Annotated in this window: 15 protein-coding genes; 4 read left to right on the plus strand and 11 right to left on the minus strand. The window is 57.7% G+C overall.

Features of this window, described 5'->3' with window-relative positions; genetic code table 11:
- Positions 1-206 precede the first annotated feature (206 nt).
- Positions 207-2,384: an FUSC family protein gene (locus tag AD948_RS15635; RefSeq protein WP_338076685.1), complete on the plus strand. Its 2,178-nt coding sequence runs from the start codon at positions 207-209 to the stop codon at positions 2,382-2,384.
- A gap of 49 nt (positions 2,385-2,433) precedes the next feature.
- Here the strand turns inward: AD948_RS15635 and AD948_RS15640 are convergent, their stop codons facing one another.
- Both AD948_RS15640 and AD948_RS15645 read right to left on the minus strand, forming a co-directional pair.
- A complete protein-coding gene (locus AD948_RS15640) occupies positions 2,434-2,742 on the minus strand; it encodes a hypothetical protein (protein ID WP_058986947.1) in 309 nt (102 codons plus the stop codon).
- Positions 2,743-3,170: 428 nt separating this feature from the next.
- Positions 3,171-4,184 (minus strand): ion channel, encoded by a 1,014-nt coding sequence (locus AD948_RS15645; RefSeq protein WP_061472610.1) that lies wholly within the window; start codon positions 4,182-4,184, stop codon positions 3,171-3,173.
- A 173-nt stretch (positions 4,185-4,357) separates the two neighbouring features.
- Between AD948_RS15645 and guaD the strand changes: the two genes are divergently transcribed.
- Positions 4,358-5,692: a guanine deaminase gene (guaD, locus tag AD948_RS15650; protein ID WP_061472611.1), complete on the plus strand. Its 1,335-nt coding sequence runs from the start codon at positions 4,358-4,360 to the stop codon at positions 5,690-5,692.
- 446 nt (positions 5,693-6,138) lie between these two features.
- Here guaD and AD948_RS15655 read toward each other — a convergent pair whose 3' ends face one another.
- The 9 genes from AD948_RS15655 to AD948_RS15695 form a co-directional block, all read right to left on the minus strand.
- Positions 6,139-7,065 carry a hypothetical protein gene (locus AD948_RS15655; RefSeq protein WP_061472612.1) on the minus strand — a complete coding sequence of 309 codons (927 nt, stop codon included), beginning with the start codon at positions 7,063-7,065 and terminating at the stop codon, positions 6,139-6,141.
- A complete protein-coding gene (locus AD948_RS15660; protein WP_061472613.1) occupies positions 7,062-8,012 on the minus strand; it encodes an MlaD family protein in 951 nt (316 codons plus the stop codon). The genes AD948_RS15655 and AD948_RS15660 overlap by 4 nt, the downstream gene beginning before the upstream one ends.
- A complete protein-coding gene (locus AD948_RS15665; protein WP_006557254.1) occupies positions 8,012-8,713 on the minus strand; it encodes a P-loop NTPase family protein in 702 nt (233 codons plus the stop codon). The genes AD948_RS15660 and AD948_RS15665 overlap by 1 nt, the downstream gene beginning before the upstream one ends.
- Before the next feature lie 2 nt (positions 8,714-8,715).
- The gene (locus tag AD948_RS15670) at positions 8,716-9,609 is read right to left on the minus strand and encodes an MlaE family ABC transporter permease (protein WP_006557253.1); all 894 of its coding nucleotides are present in this window, start codon (positions 9,607-9,609) and stop codon (positions 8,716-8,718) included.
- Complete coding sequence (locus tag AD948_RS15675; RefSeq protein WP_061472614.1) at positions 9,606-11,942, minus strand: adenylate/guanylate cyclase domain-containing protein; 2,337 nt, start codon at positions 11,940-11,942, stop codon at positions 9,606-9,608. The genes AD948_RS15670 and AD948_RS15675 overlap by 4 nt, the downstream gene beginning before the upstream one ends.
- Positions 11,943-12,341: 399 nt before the next feature.
- Entirely contained in the window at positions 12,342-13,835 is a 1,494-nt protein-coding gene (locus AD948_RS15680) for a Ppx/GppA family phosphatase (RefSeq protein WP_006557249.1), read from the minus strand.
- A gap of 65 nt (positions 13,836-13,900) precedes the next feature.
- Positions 13,901-16,237, minus strand: a complete 2,337-nt coding sequence (locus AD948_RS15685) for an RNA degradosome polyphosphate kinase (protein WP_156479062.1) — start codon at positions 16,235-16,237, stop codon at positions 13,901-13,903.
- 175 nt (positions 16,238-16,412) lie between these two features.
- Positions 16,413-18,503, minus strand: a complete 2,091-nt coding sequence (locus AD948_RS15690) for a S46 family peptidase (RefSeq protein ID WP_061472615.1) — start codon at positions 18,501-18,503, stop codon at positions 16,413-16,415.
- Positions 18,504-18,655: 152 nt separating this feature from the next.
- Positions 18,656-19,420, minus strand: coding sequence for a P-loop NTPase family protein (locus AD948_RS15695; protein ID WP_058989033.1), 765 nt, complete (start codon positions 19,418-19,420; stop codon positions 18,656-18,658).
- A 201-nt stretch (positions 19,421-19,621) separates the two neighbouring features.
- Here AD948_RS15695 and purM point away from each other — a divergent pair, with 201 nt between their 5' ends.
- A complete protein-coding gene (purM, locus tag AD948_RS15700) occupies positions 19,622-20,707 on the plus strand; it encodes a phosphoribosylformylglycinamidine cyclo-ligase (RefSeq protein WP_061472616.1) in 1,086 nt (361 codons plus the stop codon).
- Entirely contained in the window at positions 20,704-21,327 is a 624-nt protein-coding gene (gene purN, locus AD948_RS15705) for a phosphoribosylglycinamide formyltransferase (RefSeq protein WP_061472617.1), read from the plus strand. Before purM ends, purN begins: the two co-directional genes overlap by 4 nt.
- Positions 21,328-21,356: the final 29 nt, after the last annotated feature.

Consider the following 21,356-nt stretch of genomic DNA (forward strand, 5'->3'; position numbering starts at 1 on the left):
ATACCACTCCATCCTCTAAGGGCGGATCGGCCCTAGGGAACAGGAGCATGCACCACGCATCTTGCAGCTCCGGATTCAGAAAATCTCTCGTTTTTGAAAAACTATTTTAATATGCGCCCAGCCCTCACTTTTCTGTTATAACAACAAAAGGGAGGACTGATTGGTTCGTGCACGCATTTTCTTTCTCTGAGCACCTGCCCCTGCGTTTGCGGACATGGATCATCAGAGCAACCGAGGGCTTGAAAGGCCTGCCAGAAACAGCGCCATTGGCGTGGCTTGTTGCGCCTTCTCCCAGTAATCTGGGGTTTGCCATCAGAACAACATGTGCGGCGCTACTGGCGCTGACCATTGCCCTGTGGATGGAAATGGACAGCCCCCAATGGGCCCCCATGACAGCCTGGATCGTGGCGCAGAACTCCCGCGGGCAAAGTCTTTCAAAAGCAAAGTGGCGTCTTACCGGCACATGCATTGGGGCTGTTGCGGGTGTGGCTTTTCTGGCCGCCTTTCCGCAAAGTCCGTGGCTGCTGTTTCCCTCTCTGGCACTTGGGGCCGGGCTGTGCTGCGCTTACGCCACGTTTTTACGCAACTTCCGCTCTTACGCTCTGGTTCTGATAGCCTTTACCTGCACCATTATTGTGCTGAGTGCTGCCAACCAGCCAGACAACGTGTTCATGATCGCCCTTTCCCGCACCACCTACATCACGCTGGGTATTCTGTGCGAGAGCGCGCTTGCCATGCTGTTCGCCCCCCGGCTTGATCGTGTTGCAAAACAGGAAATATGCTCGCGGCTTCAGGATGCATTAAGCGGCGCCTGCCGCAGCATGACCGACCTTCTGCTTGGCCAGCAGGACGGACTCTTCCGCTCACAGGCCCTGATGGGAAGCATTCCCTCACTGGCTGACCAGATTGAGTTCAGCGATATTGAAATGGGCCCACACTCCCATGCCGGAGATCATGCGCGTGCCGCGTTGGGTGCCATTTCCACTTTCCTCTCACGCGGGCTCACCTTGCATATTCACATGCAGGCAGCAGCCCCGCTGCCTGAGTCTTTTCAAAGCATCCTTCGCAAACTGTCACTACTGCTCAGTCAGGTTCCCAACGAGATCAAGAGCGACAACCCGGTTGCCGCCGCCATCGCCATCCGGCGGGAGTTCACCCGTTACCGCACAGATTGCCTGCAACGCTCCGTAGATGATCTGATCGCGTTTGAGCAGCTAAGGCTTCAGTCAGAGCAGCCAACGCAGGCCATGCGCGACCTGCTTGAAAGCCGCATTCTGGAAGCCGCACTAGCTAAACTGCTTCTGGAACTGGATATTGCGCTTGCTCATTTCATTGCAACGCAAGACCCCATTCCCAAAGATCATTTCCGGTTTGATCGCCATCCCGAAAAAGATTTCACACTTGCCTTAAACAACGGTCTGCGCTCGGCAGCAGCCATCTGCATGGGCGGCTTGCTATGGGAAGTTACGGCCTGGCCGGAGGGCTCAACCGTCGCCATGTTTGTGGCCGTTACCAGCACCCGTTTTTCTTCTTTTGAAAATCCGGTTCAGGCGTCGGGTGGTTTTCTGAGGGGGGCTATATGGGCTGCTATTGTCTCCTTCTTTCTGGTCTTTCTGGTTTTGCCGGAACAGGCGAGCAATGAAACCTTACTCGCCTCCCTGTTTTTCCCCATGCTGGTTGGTGGTTTAGCGCTTCGTGCACCAAACGCCACGGGCACCGCCGCGGCCTATAACAACTTTCTGCCTTTTATGGTCGGCCCAGCAAACCACACACGCATGGATGAGATGATGTGGTTCAACACAACACCCGCCGTTGTGTTTGGCATTGGGCTGGGTGTCTGGGCGTTCAGGCTGGTTCTTCCTTTTGATGCCGCGGCCGAACGGTGGCGTATTCGGCGCAAGCTGGTCAGAGACCTTCGTGCTCTTGCGGCATCTGACACCGCTTTTTCCACATCTGACTGGATAGCCCGCTCTGGGGGAAGACTGGCGCAGATTATCCGCCATGCAGGTTCAAAACCAGATGCCGTAACGGAAGCCTATCTGGCGGGCGCAATGGGCCTGATGTCCGTGGGGTTACTGATCCTGCGGCTGCACCATGTTCTGGCTTACAGGGATCTGCCACCAGAACTGGCCCAAACATTGCGTACTGTTCTGCACGCCATTGCACATCTGCGTGGGTATTCGCTAACGCCTGCGCAAACAGCCTCAGATGCTTTAGCAAAACTTCTGGCGGCCACACTGAAAGAGAAAAATCTTTCCACTCACCTTGAACTCACCCGCGCTGTCAGCAGTCTGGAAGTCATGCGTAAGGAGCTGGCTCAAAATGCTGTTTTCCTGGATACCACAAGGCGCTTTCATGTGCCGTCCAGCAAGAAGGCACCTTAGGCATCAGGCATTATGAAGATCAACGCAAGAAAATGATCTATGAGAAGCCCTATTTGGGGGCAGCGACAGTCACGTGCAGGCGAACAATCTTCGTTTTTCCATTAAAGATAACGTCCACTCGCCCCGGTTTTTGGGCAATGATTTCTGCAACACGGGGAGACGTAATATTGATTAAGACAACTCCCGGCAAAGCGGACGCAGACTTCACGTTCTCAGGCAATTCAACGATCTGAGAGCCTCCAGGAACAAGCGTAAGCGTGCTATCCTCGACTGTCATATCGCCCACTTTTGAAACCGTTGGCTTTGAGATATCAGCGAGCGCTATAGACGGAAGCATTGCCCCCACAAAAACGATCATGCCGAGGAGCCGGATTGAAGGTGCAAATCGATAGATCAAATCACTTCATCCCTTTTACTAAAATAACGTAATAAATAGATAAATTTCGAAGAGAGACGATGTCAAACAGAAAAAAATACTGCCCTTCATATTAAAGTGTGAGACCGACAAACATCTTCAAACTAAGAACGTGTATTCCTTGCGGTAACGAATGCCACAAACAGGATAACAACACTCAGCACGAGCGTTGCAGACACAATCCGTTGCCGTGCTTGTGTTGTTAACCCCGTCTTTAAGTCTTTCAAGTGTAGCCGTTCGTCATGCCTGCAATAGCGGAGTGGTAACGATCAAAAAACCGCTTCCACAAAAACCGAACTCACGTTCAACGTGTACAGCCAGAGACAACACTGTTCCAAGACCATCCTGCCGCACTGACGCAAAGCCGCAGATCAGTGTTCTTCAATATCGTGAAAACGGGTGTAATCCACGGCAATTCTTCCATCGGGCCGGGATGCCACAATATCCACAAACCGATGATTATGGCGCACCCGATCAAACCGGTAAGCGGTCCGGGCAAAAACAGTCTGCCCCAACGCTTCATCTGTCCCGGTGACTGTCACCATGATTTCGGCTTCTTCATGCTCAAGCTCGGCAACTGTTTTGCCATGCAAGGGGCTATCCGGCCCAATGACATGCGCCATCACAAAGGCAAAACGTAAAACGGGCACATGGGACTGCACCAGCAGAAGCTGATCAAACCGGCGCACCAGATGGCCATTTTCACTCACAACAAGGCGCGAGAGCGCAACCTCGACATCAACAGATAAAATCACGCTGATCCGCAGGTTGGCAATCCGGATGCACAGGGCCGGAACGCCGTTCTCGTTACTGATAACCGCCGTGTTGCTGAACATGATCCGTGCGCGCGGCCGAGCAAAACGGGCAAACACAACCCCCGTTGCCAGCGCGTTGATCATCATACCCACCAGCACTTCAAACGAAACAACCGTATTGGCATACAGACCAATCGGGGCCATGCCCCCATACCCCACGGTGGACAACGTCTGCACGCTAAAGAAAAACAAAGAAAGCAGGGTATGCTGTCCGTCCCCTGTCACCTGATCTGGCGCAAACCAGTATAGAACGGCAAAAAACAGATTGATCAGGAAATAGGAAATAACGGCCGTATAAGCAAAAGCAGGCCAGCTTGCGGTAAGCGCGTGATGGTAAAGGTCTGTCCAGACACTATCGCGCAGCCCCACCCGCACCACATCGCGGTGACTTTTTTCTTCAACCAAAGCATGAGCACGGAAGCGGCGTACTGCCTCGTTGGTTGTGAAATGAATTTTCTTCTCACCATTCCGCGCACCTGCCCCGGTGGGGGGAAGTTCATCCAGTTTGGTGTAACGATCTCGCTGCTTTGCCTCACGTTTTTCTTTCAACCGCTGCCATAAGCTTTTCATGTCCGCTCTTCCTGTGCCAGAGCCGCCATGTTCTCGCCATGGCTACGCGCTCGCACGGTGATACACCCGCAGCTTTTGCGGCGCTCCGGCCATTTACGCATGGAACCGTTGCGAAAACCCGCGTAACAAGGGCGAGATCACACCTTGCCATTCTTGATATCTCAGGAGCCTGTATGCCTGCCTCTTCCCGTCATGCCGCGTTGCGCGGGTGCGTTGTCACGTTTCGCGCCAACCCTTTCCTGACAGCGCCGGAAGACGCGCTTCATGTGGAAGAAGACGGCCTGATCCTGATCACGGATGGCAAGATCACGCATTCTGGGCCTTATACGCAGACACGCGCTTTCCTGCCGGAAGGCGTTTCCGTTACGCATTACCCCAACAAATTGATCAGTGCCGGGTTTATTGACAGCCACGTTCATTATCCCCAACTGCCCGTTATCGCATCCTGGGGGGAAGAACTGCTGGCCTGGCTGCAACAGTATGTTTTCCCGGCAGAGGCCAAGTTTTCAGACAAGGATGTGGCACAGGCTGTTGCCAAATCCTTCCTGACAGAACTGCTGCGCAACGGCACAACCACCGCCGCTGTGTATTGCACGGTGCATCCAGAATCTGTTGACGCATTCTTTGAAGAATCTGCGCGGATTGGCACGCGTATGATTGCAGGCAAAGTGCTGATGGACCGCAATGCGCCCGATACCCTGCGTGATACAGCCCGCACCGGGTATGAGCAGTCCCGTAGCCTGATTGAGCGCTGGCATGGCAAAGGGCGGCAGCTTTACGCCGTAACACCCCGTTTTGCCATTACCAGCACGCCTGAACAGCTTGAACTGGCCGGAGACCTCTACCGCAGTCAGGATGATCTGTTCATGCAGACCCATCTTTCCGAAAACAGGGAAGAGATCGCCACCGTTGCGCGCCTCTTCCCCAACAGCGCCTCCTATCTGGATGTTTATGACAAAGCCGGACTGGTTGGCCCGCGCGCCATCTTCGGCCACGGCATTCATCTGCATGAGCATGATTTCCAGCACTGCCATGATACAGGATGCGCACTGGCCCATTGCCCGACATCCAACTTCTTTCTGGGGAGTGGCCTGTTCCGACTGTTCGACGCAAAAGCCACCAACCGCCCTGTGCATGTCGGGTTGGGAACAGACGTAGGCGCAGGCACCAGCCTCTCCCTTCTGGCCACCATGGGGGAAGCCTACAAGGTCTCTCTCATGGCCTCGCCTCAACGGCTCCACGCCATTCAGGCCTTCTGGCTGGCCACCAGAGGAGGAGCAGAAGCCCTGCATCTTGAAGACCGGATTGGCACCATTGCCCCCGGTATGGAGGCTGACCTATGTGTGCTTGACCCACAGGCCACACCGCTGCTGGCTCTCCGCACGCGTGAAAGCAAGACTGTCGCGGATATGCTGTTTGTCTTGATGACACTGGGAGACGACCGCTGTGTGGATGCCACATGGGTGAATGGCCAGTGCGTGCATCAACGTCCTTCATCAGAGGCATAAAGGGTTACACCTGGCCTCAGGCCAAGGCTTTCAGCGCCCCGCAGAAAGAAAGGTATGAAACAGTGAATGATTTCAAGCCTGTTTCAAAAAAGAGCTTTCCTGCATGGAAAGTGCTGATAGCCGTCCTGTCCCTGTCGTTCCCGGCCAGGGGCTGCCGGAAGCTTCACGGTACTCCGGCACGCTCCTGCCTGTGAGCATGGCTTCTTAACACATCAACAGAGTGCTGCTTTGAAAGCGCAGGCCATTTCCTGCCTGAACACATCTATCAAAAGGCACATCTGGGCCATCTGATGCGCCTTTTGAAATACCTCTCCAACATTTTGCTGGCGCACACAGCATGAGTTGTTGAGTCGAATAGTCTTTCCAGCAATTCCGCACAGGCACATGTCCCACGGGATGGCGCGTTTTCCCGCGCCCCTCCGAAGCTGAAGTCAGAGCGTCTTTTCCTACTTGGTGTCAGTCTCAAACGGATGCAAGGAAATACCACCAGCCAGACGCGCCCATTGTTCCGCATCAGTTTCTGCCGTGCGGGTGCCGCCTTTGGCCAGAGCACCATGCGCCACCGTGGTGGCATCCACTTTTCCAGCCGCGTTTGCCTGAATGGCCGCACTCTGTGCCGCACGAGCCCAGAGCGTCGCCGCTTTCTGATGATCTCCGGCGCGATCTGTTGCCGTTGCGGCCAGTGCCAACGCGCGCGACATATCCCGATAAGAGGCATCGTCCCGCCGCAAGTCAGCAGCATTCTGCGCAAGTTGTGCTGCCTGTGTGGGGTCAGACGCCAGAAGAACCCGCGCCGCAATCTCGGCCTTGTCCGCCTGCATGGAGCGCGAAAGCGGTGGCTTCATGCCTTGCAGATACACGTTCGCCTTCTGAAGGGCTGCACTATCTCCCCCTTCCGAAGCCGAGAGGCCAGCCACAAAGGCCGCCCGACTGGCGAGCGCTGTCTCTGACGCGCCCATAGCCTGCTCCGCCAGCGCAACAGATTGCGGATACTGCTTCAGCCGATAATCAGCCGCAGCCTCCACCAGATCAAACGCGGCGTGCATCCCCTCACCGCGAACACGTGCAGCCTGCCGCGCGGCCTGTACCGTGCGCACCGCATCCGCTGGCAGGTCAGCCGCAAGCTGGGCAACTGCCAGATTGTAGCCTGCCTCGGCCGCTGCTTTTCCATCATCGCGCATCAGGGCCAGATCAGCCGCTTTCCGATACTGGGTAATGGCAACGCTATAGCGGCCCAGATCAAAGGAATCCTGCCCCGCTGTCATGGCCTGATCCCACTGGGCATCGTCTCGAGCAGAGGGCGCTTCCTTGGTGCCGCCGCAACCCGAAAGAAGCAGCGGGCCAAGCAGCATCACGGCATGCAGGCGCTTCATGGCCGCACCTGCCGCGGTGCGAGGCGCGTCTTTTTCTGAACCTTCGAGCCACCCAGCAGCCACATGCCGCGTAACTGGTCAGTCAGCTTTTCAAGCCCATACAGAGTGGTTTGCGCCTGCGCCAGCAGAACGGGCAGATCTGCCGTGCTGGCCTCCACATTGCCCGCAATGGCCGGCAGATGCGGCGTGGCGCCTTTCAGATCCTGCGATGCCGAGCGCAGATTGCCCATAGTGGCATCCGTCTTGTTCATCACACCCGAAATCTGTTTTTCAATGGGTTTCAGCCGGTCAATAACCGTGTTGAGCGAAACCGCAGCCGCCTGCGCCTGACGGATCAGTTCATCATTGGTCATCAACTGCCCGACGGTGCCTTTGCCCGCATGCATGTCTGTAATGGTGGCATCAAGCTGCGCCATCATGTGGCGGGCGCTGGCAATGGCAGGCATGATCTGGGCCTGAATATCGTTCAGGGTGGCGGTAATCATATCTGCCGGGTTGGGGGCTGGAGTGGCGCTGATCACAGCGTAACTCCAGTCCATGGGGTCCCCATGCCCTTTGTTCAGTTCCAGATAGGCGGCCCCTGTCACAATAAACTGCTTGCGGATCACCGCCGTGCTATCGCGCCGAATGAACGGTTTGGCCTGAGGGTCCAGATCAACAATGGCATACATGTCGCCCGAAGGGTTCAGCTTGACGGAACGGATCGTGCCCGCATGTGCGCCCAGAAGCTGCACATCGCCCCCCACTGTCAGGCCCCCCACCCCGCCTGCTGGCAATGTCACCCGCAAGGTGGCGGGCGGCGTCAGCCAGTCTCGCAACACGCCTGCCTCCACCACGGCACCGGCAAACAGCACCACGCTGAGAAGCACAAGGAAGCCCACCCACTCATCCGCATAGCGGAGAGAGATCAGCGGTTTTACTTTCTGTCGTAAGCGGATCTGGAACATTACCCCGTCCGTACTGCTACAAGCCCGTCATCGGCAAGACGCCACATACTGGTTACACCCTGCCGGTAGCCCTGCCATATGGCATTATTGCGTACCAGCCAGATCACACCTGCCCCCTTATCCCGCGCATCTGTCAACGCGCTGAGAAACGCATTTTCCAGTTCCACGGGACTTGCTTCCAGCGGGTCTTCCAGAAGCAGTAAACGGGGGCGTCCCATAAAAGCCCTAACACATTCCGCCCGCACCAGATCCGCCGGAGACAGCAGGGCTGGCCGGAGCACCGGCAGGCCCGGCAGGCCAAACTGTTCGCTCAGGCGGGTTGCCTCGGCCACTACATCATCCATCGGGCGGTTGGTATGATGCAACTGCTGCAACGTGATGGCCAGATGCGTGCCCAGAAACGTGGGCCAGCTTGGCCTGCGCGTAATGCGGCCAATACGCCCACGCAGGGCATTGACCTCCCTGTCATGCAGTTCTGCCCAATCCAGCCCCATGAATTTCACGCTGCCATCATCAAGCGGCACAAGCCCGGAACACATATCTGCAAACTGGATTGCATTTTCCGGGTCTCGTGCTTCAACCACCACGCATTCCCCCGGCATCAGCCGCATGCTGAACGGCACGGGCGGAAGGCCGCTTTCATCAAAGGAAGGAACTGCCTTGTTCAGTTCCAGCAGGGGGCCAACGGTGCGTGTCTCCATCTTTACAGATCCAGACTGAACAGAACGCTGACAGCCATCACAATCAGCATCCCGCGGGAGAAACCACGCGGCAGAAGCGTGCGCAGATTGTCCTCATTGGTAGCGGTCAGGCCTGTCAGACAGCCCCCCAGCCCCACCACAAACCCGACCGTGATGAATTTGAGCGGAATGACCAGATAATCCGTGGAGGACATAGCCACCACCACATCATAAAAGAACGTCCAGACCGGATTGGTGATCACCCCGGAAATACGGCTGATGATGTAACCGGTCAGCAGCGCTGCGAACGAGAACAGAATGCCCAGCGTAAAGCCACCAACCGTAAATGCCAGTGTGCGCGGCATGACCAGCAGCAGGAACGGGTCCAGCCCCTGCGCCTGCATGGACCGGATCTGGCCGCCGGTTGTCAGCAGCCCCAACTCCGTCACGGACAACATGCCGTTACGGCCCAACAGAAGAATACCCACCAGAATGGGGGCAATTTCGCGAATGACCACGTTGACAAGAATGGAGCCTGTCATTTTGGCAAGGCCCGCAAGCCCCAGCCAGTATATGGTCTGGGAAACAGCCGCCACACCCGTAAGTGTGCCCGCAAACAGGGTGGCAATCAGACCGCCGCCGATTACGCTGTTCAGCGTTACACCAAACTCGTAGCAGACGGTTCTGCGCCATGAGTGAGAGCGGAAGCTTTCATAAATAACGCCCCATGATGCCCCGAGCATGATGAGGAAAAAGCGTGCCTGATGCCGGGTGATGTGCCCAAGCCACGCCAGTTTTTCCCTGATCCATTCGTGCAGCACAAAAGGTCTGCGCTGACGGTGCGGGGTGGCATCCCCTTCCAGAATGGGGTCCCGGTCTCCTCCGCCTTCGCGTGGGGCAATGTTATCCTCGCTCATCGGCGGGCTGCCAGAACATAGGCCTGCCCCAGACCAAGATGAGGGGCGAAGAATGTTCCGCGGCTTCGGAACAGGTAACGGTCACGCAAAGCCGCATAAACACGCTCGGTTACCTGAATAGTGCCCGCATCCGACGCACCCTGCGCCATGAGTTCGGCCAGAGAAACCGTCTGCCCCCACAGGTTGAACACTTGCGGGTCTGCACCAACCGGCCCACCAAAGGCGGCCCCGTAGTCCAGCCCCATGGTGAACACGGGCTCCAGATCTGCTGCAGCAAGGGCTGCCATCAGCGTTTCACGCATGGTCAGCGCGGCATCAGCCATCCGGATAATAGCCGTAGCGTCTTCCTCGGTTGAGCAGCCCGCCATGCAAATCAGGCGGTGCCCGGCCACTTCCACCGCGAACAGTTTTCTGTCCTGCGCAATGCGCTGCACATCGGAAGCAAGCTGATTGATGAGCGCCAGCAGAGCCTGCGTTTCTGATTCTCCGTCCACCACGGGATCAGAGAACGTGATGACCAGAACAGCCACGGCAGGATAGATGCCGGATGTTGTAACCGCAGCCACTTCCGGCGCACGCATCAGCATGTTGTCAAACTGCGTGGTCGGCAGAGAGGATGCCTGTTGCACGGCCTGAGTGCTGTGGTCCGCTCCGGCCTCGTTCGGATGATCAATTTCCGGCGTATTCTGCGCTGCCGCAGCCAACCGCATGCCGGCAATAGCCGCAATGAGATCGACAAAATACACCAGATGCGGGGCCATGTTCGCATCTTCCAGCACCACGGCCCCCGCTACGCCCCCGGCTTCATGAATGGGGTAGACGGAGAGCATGCGGGTTCCGGCCTCACGCATGACCAGCCGTTCAAATTGCGTGGTGCGTTCGTCAACCGCTGCATCTGCAACCGTAAAGGGCTCGCCTTCTTCCACCGCCTTGAAAAACGCATCCAGTTCAGTCCGCGACATTTCAAACCCGCCAGAATGGGCATCCTGCTTTTCATCATACGAATCATTGCAGACCATGGCGGACCCATCATGCAGGAAGCGCCAGATACTCGCGCGACGGGCGTGGGTAACGTAGGCCAACTGCTCTGTCAGCACGAGGGAATCATTGGTCGGGTCAAACAGGCGCGGCGTGGACGCCACCTGCTGCACGGCACCTGTCTCATGCGTCACCTGAGCTTTCTGGCGAGCAAGAAGACGTGCGTTCCGTTCAGACCGCCTGACCTGACGGATCAGCAACCCGGCCAAGATCAGGGAAAACGTAATAATCACGCCCGCAAACTGGAGACTTTGCTGGCTGCTCTGTTTGGCAAAGCTGGCAAAATCACTTTCCGGCGCGGACAGCAATAGAATCCAGCCTTCAGAAGACCCCGGCAGCGGCGAGGCAATGGTCACATAGCGTTTCTTGTTCAGGGTAAAGGTCCGGGGGCCAAATCCACGCACCCGGTAATGATCATACCCACGGGCAAACACGGGGTGCGTTTTGGGGTCCAGCACCATCTTGTTGGGGTCCCACCCGGCCGCTTCGGCAAGCTGCATCAGGTTTCGGCCGGCCATGACACGGCCCTTGCTATCAAGCACAATGGCGTTGCCGCTTTTCCCCACCTTGATGTTGTCAAGAAACGCGCTGAGTTCGTTCAACGAGATATTGGTCGCAAAAACCAGTGTGTGCCCATCCTGCCCCTTGAACCGCAGGGAACTGGTCATGACAAACTGCTTATCTGTGGGGAACAGATAAGGCTGCGTCCATTTTATCTGGTTGGTGCCATTTGTGTTCTGGTACCAGGCCCGTTTGCGCGGATCATAATCCTTGGCATCATCATCAGCTTCACCCGTCTTGGTGCCATCAATGGTGTAATAGTCATGATGGAAAACCTGATGCCCATCCTTCACCTGCAAGGTGGTGCGTTCCTGCTCCTTCCCATCCTTGCCGTGGCGGGTAATCAGGGTGAAGCGCCCGCTATCATCTGCCAGGTAAAAGGACTGAAGCTGCGGCACGCTGCGCAACATGGCCCCACCATAGGAATAGAACACCTTGTCCTGCACTGCGGGCGGCACGTGTTCGATCATGCCGCTGGCAATCACATTCCCAGCCGAGGCCGGCATGATGTAATCGGATACTTCCTGCGCAATATAATGCTGCACTGCTCCCAGCAGGTCATGCGTGAGAGATTCCACGCCCGCCCGCGTGGTACGATAGGAATGCAGGCCGATTACGATAACGGCCACAATACCCAGAACAAGCGCCAGCAAAGGCAGGACCAGATGCAGCAGCACACGCCGCACGGACACATCGTGCTGGAGAGTTGGATCGACTATCTCATCAGAAGACACGTGATATTTTCCACTGACTTAACTGGCCACTGATCCCCTTTTCCCGCAGGGTGTTGACCCAATTCCTGCCTGAAAATCAGACAGATGCCGGAGCAGGCGTAAGAATTACAGGGTGCCCAGAAGTCACTGGCTTGTCCACCCTAAAGCGGGTGGCCCTCCCGTTCCACGCATTGCTTACCTGCGTGCGCTGTTATTGCGCAGGCGGCCTTTCCATTGAGAGGCCTGCTGCTTAAGGGGCTTCACCCCATCCTCAGTTTTTCATGGAAAAAACAGGAAGACGGAACAAAACGGCGTTTGTCCGCCCGCCTGCCCACTCAGTACGTGCCCGTTTTTCCGGCAGGCACTGAGGGAGAAATCGTCAGGTCCGTTACATCTATCTCTGGCCGATAACGCCAGAGATCACTTTTTGTCGGGTTCTGCATCCAGCCGGACAGAGACATCCAGCGCCTGCCCGAGGCGATTCAGCCCCCGGCCCACGCTTTCCCCCCGCACAGCAACACATGCAGCGCCAAGGCTCAGCATCAGATCCTTGCGGTCCCATGTCAGAGCAGTTCCTTCAAGCAGCGCTGCCGTCCCGCCGGAAACAGAGTAGGCCAACCGTAGCGCCAGCCCCAGAACCACGGCTTTCTTCCACTGTTTTTCATCCAGCAATGTGCGGGAGGTAGAGAGAAACTCCGCATCCAGATCAGCCGCATACCGAACAGCCAGCGCCAGGGAGAGCCAGGCGCGGGCTTCATGGTCAAACCCCACCCCTTGCAGGCGAAGAATACGCCAATACGTCTGCTCGGCCCGATATTCCGGGTGGTCATGACTTCCTACATCAGAAAGCCAGCAGGCAATCCGGCGTAAATGGGTCTGGCGTTGTGTCTCGTCAGCAAAAAGGGCGTTGGTCCACCGCATCAACACATCAGGCAGTTTGATGCTGCGGCCCAGCCGGGCACACATATCCTGTGCCACTACGGTCATGGGGTCCTGCGTCAGGCAATCAGGGGCTACATTCAGCATGTACCACCCTTCACGCAGGCCATCCACGCAGAACACAACCCGGTCAGGCTGAACCTTGCGCAAAAGCCGACGCAGAACGGTTGCGGCAAAGGGAATATCATCCAGCCGCTTTTTGGGTGCCCCCGGCAGGCGTTCCAGACTGCGGCGTGGCGCATGCAGCAGCCAGCCGGTCATTTCCCGCGCTTCTTCCAAGCCCAGCGTATAGTAATGAACAATGTTGAGGGGGTAGTTCATGCGGGCGATGTGCAGCCGTGCGAGCGCACGGAAAGCGCCCCCCACCAGATACAGCGTTCCGCCCTTGACGGTAGGGAGCCAGCTTACCGCCCCGATATCCGCATCCGCCAACGCCTTGGCGGTATTGAGATCACCCTTGGCCCGATCGCTCAGACGGATCACGCCAAGCGGCAGGGTATTGGCATCATGACGGCCATCACTGGTGATGCGGATAAGTTCAAGAGAACCGCCCCCAACATCAGCCACCAGACCACTTGCACCGGGAATACCGCACATCACGCCAATGGCGGAATGATCGGCCTCTTCCTCGCCGGACAGAATACGAATAGGCACGTCGGGCATGTTGGCGCGGAGTGCAGCCACAAAATCCGGACCATTTGCGGCGTCCCGCACGGCGGCTGTCGCCAGAATTTCAAACGGTTCCGCATTCATGGCGCGGGCAATGGCATGGAAGCGGTCCAGCACCTCCATGGCCATGCTCACCCCTTCCTCATTCAGGCGGCCAGTGGCTGTCAGGCCGCGCCCAAGGCGCAGCACCGCTTTTTCATTGAAAATAGGAACAGGGTTACGGGAAACGCCCTCGAACACAACGAGGCGCACCGAATTGGACCCAAGATCGACAACGGCCGAACGGCGCGGCGTATCAGTTTGCATGCTGGCGTTATTACTCTGGAACGCGCGCCGGGAAAACCCCGGTCACGCTGGCTGAGGCGGCCTGTTCACTCATCAAACATCAGATCCTTTGAAGACGGAAGAGACGCCGGTGTACGGATGGGTGCTTCATGCGCAGCAGACCCCCTGCCGGAAAGGGACGGATGCGTCATGAACCACTCATGCGCGGAGAACGGGCGCGCACCAGGTGTCAGCCTGCGCCACGCGCCATTCTGTTCCAGAATCCAGGACTGAAGATTGTCCTTGAGGTTGGACACCATGATCTGCCCCACCATCTGTGCATGCACGGTTGGATTGGTGACCGGCACCATGCTTTCCACACGCCAGTCCATGTTGCGTGTCATCCAGTCGGCTGAGGACAGGTAAACCTTGGCGTAACGAGATGGCAGACGATGGCCATTACCAAAAGCAAAAATACGGGAATGTTCCAGAAAACGCCCGACAATGGATTTGATCCGGATGTTTTCTGAAAGACCCGGCACGCCCGGCCGCAGACAACAGATCCCGCGAATGACCCCTATGATTTTCACCCCGGCGCAGGACGCCCGATACAGATGATCAATCAACGCCGGGTCCACCAGCGAGTTCATTTTCAGCCAGATGGTGCCGGGTCTGCCCGCTTTGACATGGGCAATCTCTTCCTCAATCAGTTCCACCAACGTACGGCGGATGGTGATGGGGGAAAAGGAAATTGCTTCCATTTCCGCAGGCAGGGCATAGCCGGTGACATAGTTGAACAGGCGGGCGGAATCCCGCGCCAGTTCCGGCTTGCAGGTAAAGAACGACAGATCAGTATAAATTTTGGCGGTAATGGGGTGATAGTTGCCGGTGCCAAAATGCGCGTAAGACCGAACCTGTCCGCCTTCCCTGCGCACAACAAGGCTGAGCTTGGCGTGGGTTTTCAGGTCAGCAAACCCGAACACAACCTGCACTCCGGCAGCTTCCAGCGCACGGGCCAGCCGGATATTGGCTTCCTCATCAAAGCGCGCCCGCAGTTCCACCATGGCCGTAACAGATTTCCCGGCCTCGGCGGCCTCGATCAGCGCTTTGACAATGGGAGAGTCGCGCGATGTCCGATACAAGGTCTGCTTGATGGCAATCACGTTCGGATCAAGCGCTGCCTGACGCAGGAACTGCACCACCACGTCAAAGCTCTCGAACGGATGATGCACCAGCAGATCCTTGGCGCGGATGGCGGCAAAGCAATCGCCATTAAAGTCGAGTATCCGTTCAGGAAAGCGCGGTGTGTAGGGGGTAAACAGCAGATCGGGGCGGTCATCCACAATCATCTGCTTCAGATCCACCACGCCGATCATGCCGGAATGGACGGCTATTTCCTCGGATGGCAGATCAAGGCCGGAGGCTATGGCGTCCGCCAGTTCTGCTGGCACCCGTTTTTCCATGTCCAGATGAATGACCACGCCGCGACGGCGCCGCTTAAGCGCACTTTCATATGAGCGGACAAGGTCTTCGGCCTCATCTTCAAACTCAACGTCCGTGTCGCGCACCACGCGCAGCATGCCGCTTTCCCCCACCGTCAGACCGGGGAAAAGTTTGTCCATGCACAAGGTGATCAGATCTTCCAGACGGATAAACCGCACAACACGGGTGCCGGTAGCCTCACCTGGCTCAGTGGGGAGGCGGATAAAGCGTTCAACCTGTGCGGGCAACAGAATAAGAGCGTTCATGGCGAACGCGCCGTTCTCGGCCGAAAGCAGGCGCAGACCAAGCGCCAGCCCCATGTTGGGAATAAAGGGCAATGGATGCGCCGGGTCCACTGCCAGAGGGGTCAGAACCGGGAAAACACGGTCCATGAAGCAGGTTTCAAGCCATGAACGGTCTGCGGCGGACAAATCATCCGGCTCACACAGCACAACGCCAGCCTCATTCAGCAGGCCACGCAGTTCTGTCCAGATACGCTGTTGTTCCCGCAGCAGGGCGGCGCAGCGTTCCCGCACAGCTTCAAGCTGCTCAACGGGTGTCAGGCCGTCCGGGGAAAGTGCAACAAGCCCTTCACGCACCTGACCGACCAGACCGGCCACGCGCACGGAATAGAATTCATCCAGATTGCTGGCGCTGATGGACAGAAACCGCAGGCGCTCCAGCAGGGGATTGCGGGCATTATCAGCTTCTTCCACCACGCGCTGATTGAAATCCAGCCAGGAAAGCTCACGGTTGATGAACCGTTGCGGGGTTTCCAGAGTAATTGGTGGGGGAACATTTTTTTTGCGGGGTGCGCGCGGGGCGCGGGGTGTGGTTTGTGTGGCGCGCCGCCTGCGGGCAGGCCGCGTGGCACCGGTGGATTTTGGTCGCTGCTTCCCCTGTGCCGTCACAAATATTTCTCCCTCGCCACTGTCACATTCCGGTGGCCGAATGACGCTCATTCAGCCCGTTTCTTTTGCCCAAGCAAAGCATACTGCAAAGCATTTGCACAGGAAAAGCGCCCGATATGTTACGGTTTTGTGTCAGCAGCACCCATCACAAAACGGAACAGGCCCGCCGGATTTCCCCGGCGGGCCTGCTGTTGAGGGGCAGATAAAAGCTGGAAGAAAGAACAGCTTACAGGTGTCCTTTAACCAGTTCATCCGCCAGCGCCTGATTTTTATAAACAGACTTCAGCGATTCCAGAATGGCAGCACTGTCCACGGCCACGGCGCGGTTGGTGCTTTCATCATAATAGAAATCCCCGCCCAGCGAGTGAATATTGCCATCAAAGATCAGGCCAACGGCATGACCCTGCGCATCAATCACCGGAGAGCCTGAGTTGCCACCAATAATATCGTTCGTGGAGACAAAATCGAACGGTGTTTTGAGGTTCACCCGTCCCTTGGCGTCCAGCCACGGCTTGCTCAGCTTGAACGGATCAGACCCAGTGGCGCGGTCATACAACCCCGCGAAGGTCGTGAACGGCGCAACCTGTTTGCCGTTTTCATCCCAGCCCTTGACCTGCCCGAAGGACAGACGCTGCGTAAAAGTGGCATCCGGATAAGAAGAAACACCATCACGTGCAAAACGGGCTTTGGCCATGGCTTCCGTTGCCTGACGGGATGGCGCTGCCACCTCATCATCCATGCGCTTACGCAGCGCACGCGCCTGCGGCTCGATCTTGCGGGCCAGCACGATCATGGGGTCTTGAGAGGCCTCAATGGCTTTTGCGCCCCCTTTCCAAAGCGCCAGACGCACTTTGGGGTCTGCCAGCTTGCTGCCATTGACCAGAGAGACCGCCAGATCATCCGGAGCCGCCTTGCCCAGCACCTGTTTGACGCTTTCATCATCCGCGCCCAGCACCTGCCGCAGCTTGGTGAGCGAGAATGCCAGCTCCGTTTTTTCAAGGTCAGGATAGACCGGAGCAATGGACCCCAGTTCCGCTTCCAGCGCAGGCAGACGGCCATCATGGAACGCGGTCAGGCGCTCGGCATCGGGCTTCTGGCGTTCATATGCGCCACGCACCAGCAGCTTGGCGTAGGAGAACAGATCTCCCTGAAGGCCGAAAGAGCCTTCCAGCATGATGTACGGCTTGAAAATCTGCTGTTTGACGGCCAGAGCTTGTGCGTTTTTAGCCCATGGGTCCCCATAGGTTTTCTTGCGCCCCTCATCCGCGTTGATCCAGTCACGCAAACTGGCTTCGCTTTTGGCTTTGGCGTCCAGCAGTTTGGGGTCGGCCAGCACCGGCACGCGCCCACGATACACTTTCAGGCTGTTTTCAATCCCAAAAATACGTTCCTGCGCTTCCTGATGGTGCGCAATACTTTCGCGGCTGTACTGCCACAAAGCGCCATCCAGTGCAGAGTAATTGTCAATAACAAAAGGCACTGTCACGTTTCTGGAAAATTCCAGATCAGCCAGTGGCACTTCGCGCTCGGTGGAACCGGGGTTGCCGGATGTGAACACAAGTTCTCCATCCTTGGGGCCTTCCGCATCAAACGGCAGATAGGCCGCAACCTTGCCGGGCTTGCCGTTTTCATAAACCCGCAGGAACGCCATATCGAGGTCATAGCGCGGGAAGTTGAAGTTATCCGGGTCCCCACCAAAGAAGGCCGTGTTCTGATCTGGCGCCATGACCATACGCACATCCTGATACCGCCGATAGCGATACAGCGCTGTGCGCCCACCATGATACAGGCTGATCACATCGCATCGCCACGTCTTGGCGTCCGCACCGGCGCACTCTTTCTCAATGGCGCTTTCTTCTGCCTGACGCGCCTTGGTATAGGCTTCGCCTTCCTTGCCCTTGAGGGCTGCCTGCATGCGGTCCGTCACATCCGTGATGGAATCAAGCTGGTTGAGCTCCATCGCCGGGCAGCGCTGTTCAGCCGCCGGATTTTTGGCGCTGTAGCCGTCCTGAAAATAGTTGTGAGTCTTGTCAGATAGTTGCTGCAAACATTCATTCGCGCAGTGATGGTTGGTCATCACCAGCCCATCTGCTGAGACAAAAGAAGCGGAACACCCAAGCGCCAGCCGGGCAGACGCCTTGGTGACACGATCAATCCACTCTTTGGATGGCGTGAAGTGATACCGGTCCTGCATCTGCTTTACGGGCAGGTTATCCATGGTCCACATGCCTTCATCAGCATGGGCGTAGGGCACTATGGCGGGCGCACAGGCCAGCAGTGCCATGGGCACAAGTGCGTGCCTCAAAATTTTTGCCATGTTTCAATTACTCTTTCTGCAATAATGTTACACCATAACATTCGGTGAGCCGACTTTGGCTCAGTCGCTCCCTCAGAGCAAGCCTGTCATGCAGTTTGCAGGCGCATGTTTTGTGGCGCATCAAATGCAGCCCATGCTGCCAGACCAGACGTTCAGTCCCGGTCTGTTTCCTGTTGCAGCAGGGTTTCCAGCACGGAACCAGCCAGTGCACGGGTCACTTTACCACCCGAGGCCAACGCTGCCTGATCCAGAAGCGCGGCCATATCCCTGATAGCCCGGGCGTTACGGGGCAAGCGCCGCAGCAGCCACTCCGTAACGGGCTGCGCCACAACAATCTGCCGCTCCGCCAACAGGCGCAGAAACAGGCGGTGCAGCAATTCTTCTTCCGCCTGCCCGATCGGGACGGAAGCCGTTGCCCGCACACGGCTGGCAAGGTCAGGCAACCTGATTGCCCAGCGGGCGGGGGGCAAACGTGCGGCCAACAGCAACGCCATGCGTTGCTCCCGCACAAGATTGATCAGATGCAGCAGATCATGCTCATCCCGCACGTGGTCCGCATTATCCAGCGCCAGCGCCCGAAATCCGCCCTCGCTGAACAGATCAGCTACATCCCGCTCGTTCAGGCGGCTGCCTTCAATAACAGGCGCACCATGCCGTGCCGCCCAAACGGATAACAGGTGTGTCTTGCCGGTGCCGCTTGCTCCCCACAGCGCCATCCGTCCCTCCGGCCAGCGCCACAGGGCTTCAGCATCCAGCACCCACGCCCGCGCAGCCGCATTGGAACGGGCCGCGACAAAATCGGACCTACCGAATCGGGGGCGATAAGCAAACGGCAGGGCAATCTGCTCGGCGCGCGCACGCTCCCGCCTGCTTTCCGCACCCGGTGCGGAAGACTGCGCTGGTGGCACGCCTGCCATATCTTCGGCCCCCACACCGGGCTGCACGGGGGCATCCGCCTCCCTTTCCGGGCCATTAGGGGCGTCTGACGCCGCTTTTGTTCCTACAATCCGTTTCATGCCGCTTTGCGTGTCGCTTCACCTGCCGTAAAGACTGTCCGCAGGGAAGCTACCCTACCCTGCCTGTTGCATCGACCCCTTATTCAGACCAAGAGCGCCCGCATGACGTCCAATTCTGCCAACACCCCGCCTTCTCCCCTGACATACCGTGACTCTGGCGTGGATATTGAAGCAGGCGAAGCTTTGATTGACGCCATCCGCCCGGCTGCCAAGGCAACAGACCGCCCCGGCACCATGGGAGGACTAGGCGGTTTTGGCGCGCTGTTTGATCTGAAAGCCGCCGGGTTCAAGGACCCCGTTCTTGTTTCCTGCACTGATGGCGTAGGCACCAAACTGACCTTGGCCATTGATACCGGCCTGCACGAAACCGTGGGCATTGATCTGGTGGCCATGTGCGTGAATGACCTGATTGTGCAGGGCGCGGAGCCACTTTTCTTTCTGGACTACTTCGCCACGGGGCGTCTGTCTGTAGAAAACGCAGCCAAGGTTGTACGTGGCATTGCGCAGGGATGTGAGCAGTCAGGCTGCGCGCTGGTGGGTGGTGAAACCGCCGAAATGCCCGGCATGTATGCAGACGGGCATTATGATCTGGCCGGGTTCTCGGTTGGGGCGGCTGAACGGAACGCCCTGCTGCCGGGCGCCATTGCCGAAGGGGATGCGCTGATCGCCCTGCCATCCTCCGGCGTGCATTCCAACGGTTTTTCTCTGGTGCGCCGCATTGTGGCCGATGCCCATCTGGCATGGACAGACCCCGCCGCCTTTGCACCGGGCCATAATTTGGGTGAAGCCCTGCTGGTGCCCACACGCCTTTATGTACAGCCGGTTCTGGCCCTGCATCGTGCGGGCCTGCTGCATGCAGCCGCCCACATTACTGGTGGCGGGCTGCCCGGCAACCTGCCCCGCATCCTGCCAGACGGGCTTGATGCCGTGATTGATGCCACATGGCCGGTTCCCCCCGTGTTCAACTGGCTGGCCCGCACCGGCAATGTCGCCAATGATGAAATGCTGCGCGTCTTCAACTGCGGCGTTGGCATGGTGCTGGCAACCCCCAAGCCTGATGAGGTTCTGGCCAGCCTGAAAGACATGGGTGAAACCGCAACGCTGATCGGCCATATTGCCAAAGCAGCAGAGAGCACAGCCAAAGCTGGCCTGCGCATGAAGGCCTGTCCGGATTTTCACGCAGCATGAGTGTTGAAAAAACACCGGTCGCCCTGCTTTTAAGCGGCCGGGGCAGCAATGCCACCGCCCTGATCCACGCCTGTGAAGCGCCGGATTTTCCAGCCCGTATCTGTCTTGTTCTCAGCAACAACCCGCAGGCTCCGGGTCTGGACATGGCGCGCAAGGCTGGCCTTCCTGCCAAAGCCATAGATCACCGTCCCTTCGGGAAAGACCGCGCAGCCCATGAGCAGGCCATTCATGCCTGCCTTGAAGAATCTGGCGCGCAAGCCGTGTGCCTTGCCGGTTACATGCGCCTGCTAACATCGTTTCTGACCACCGCATGGGCGGGAAGGATGCTGAACATTCACCCCAGCCTGCTCCCCTCCTTCCCCGGCCTGCACACGCATGAACGGGCTTTGGAAGCCGGAGTGCGCATTCATGGGTGCACCGTGCATCTGGTAACGGAAGGCATGGATGAAGGGCCCATTCTGGGGCAGGCCGCCGTTCCTGTGCTCCCCGGCGATACGCCGGATGATCTGGCGGCACGTGTTCTGCACGAAGAACACCGGCTTTATCCGCTTGCCCTGCGCCGCTTTCTGGACAAAGGCGCGCCTTCCTGCCAAGCCCAGAGCGTGCTGCTGGTGGCCTGAGCCTCAGCGCGCTTCCTTTTACGTTTTAG

This window comes from Acetobacter senegalensis (genome assembly GCF_001580995.1).
GTDB classification, from domain to species: Bacteria; Pseudomonadota; Alphaproteobacteria; order Acetobacterales; family Acetobacteraceae; genus Acetobacter; species Acetobacter senegalensis.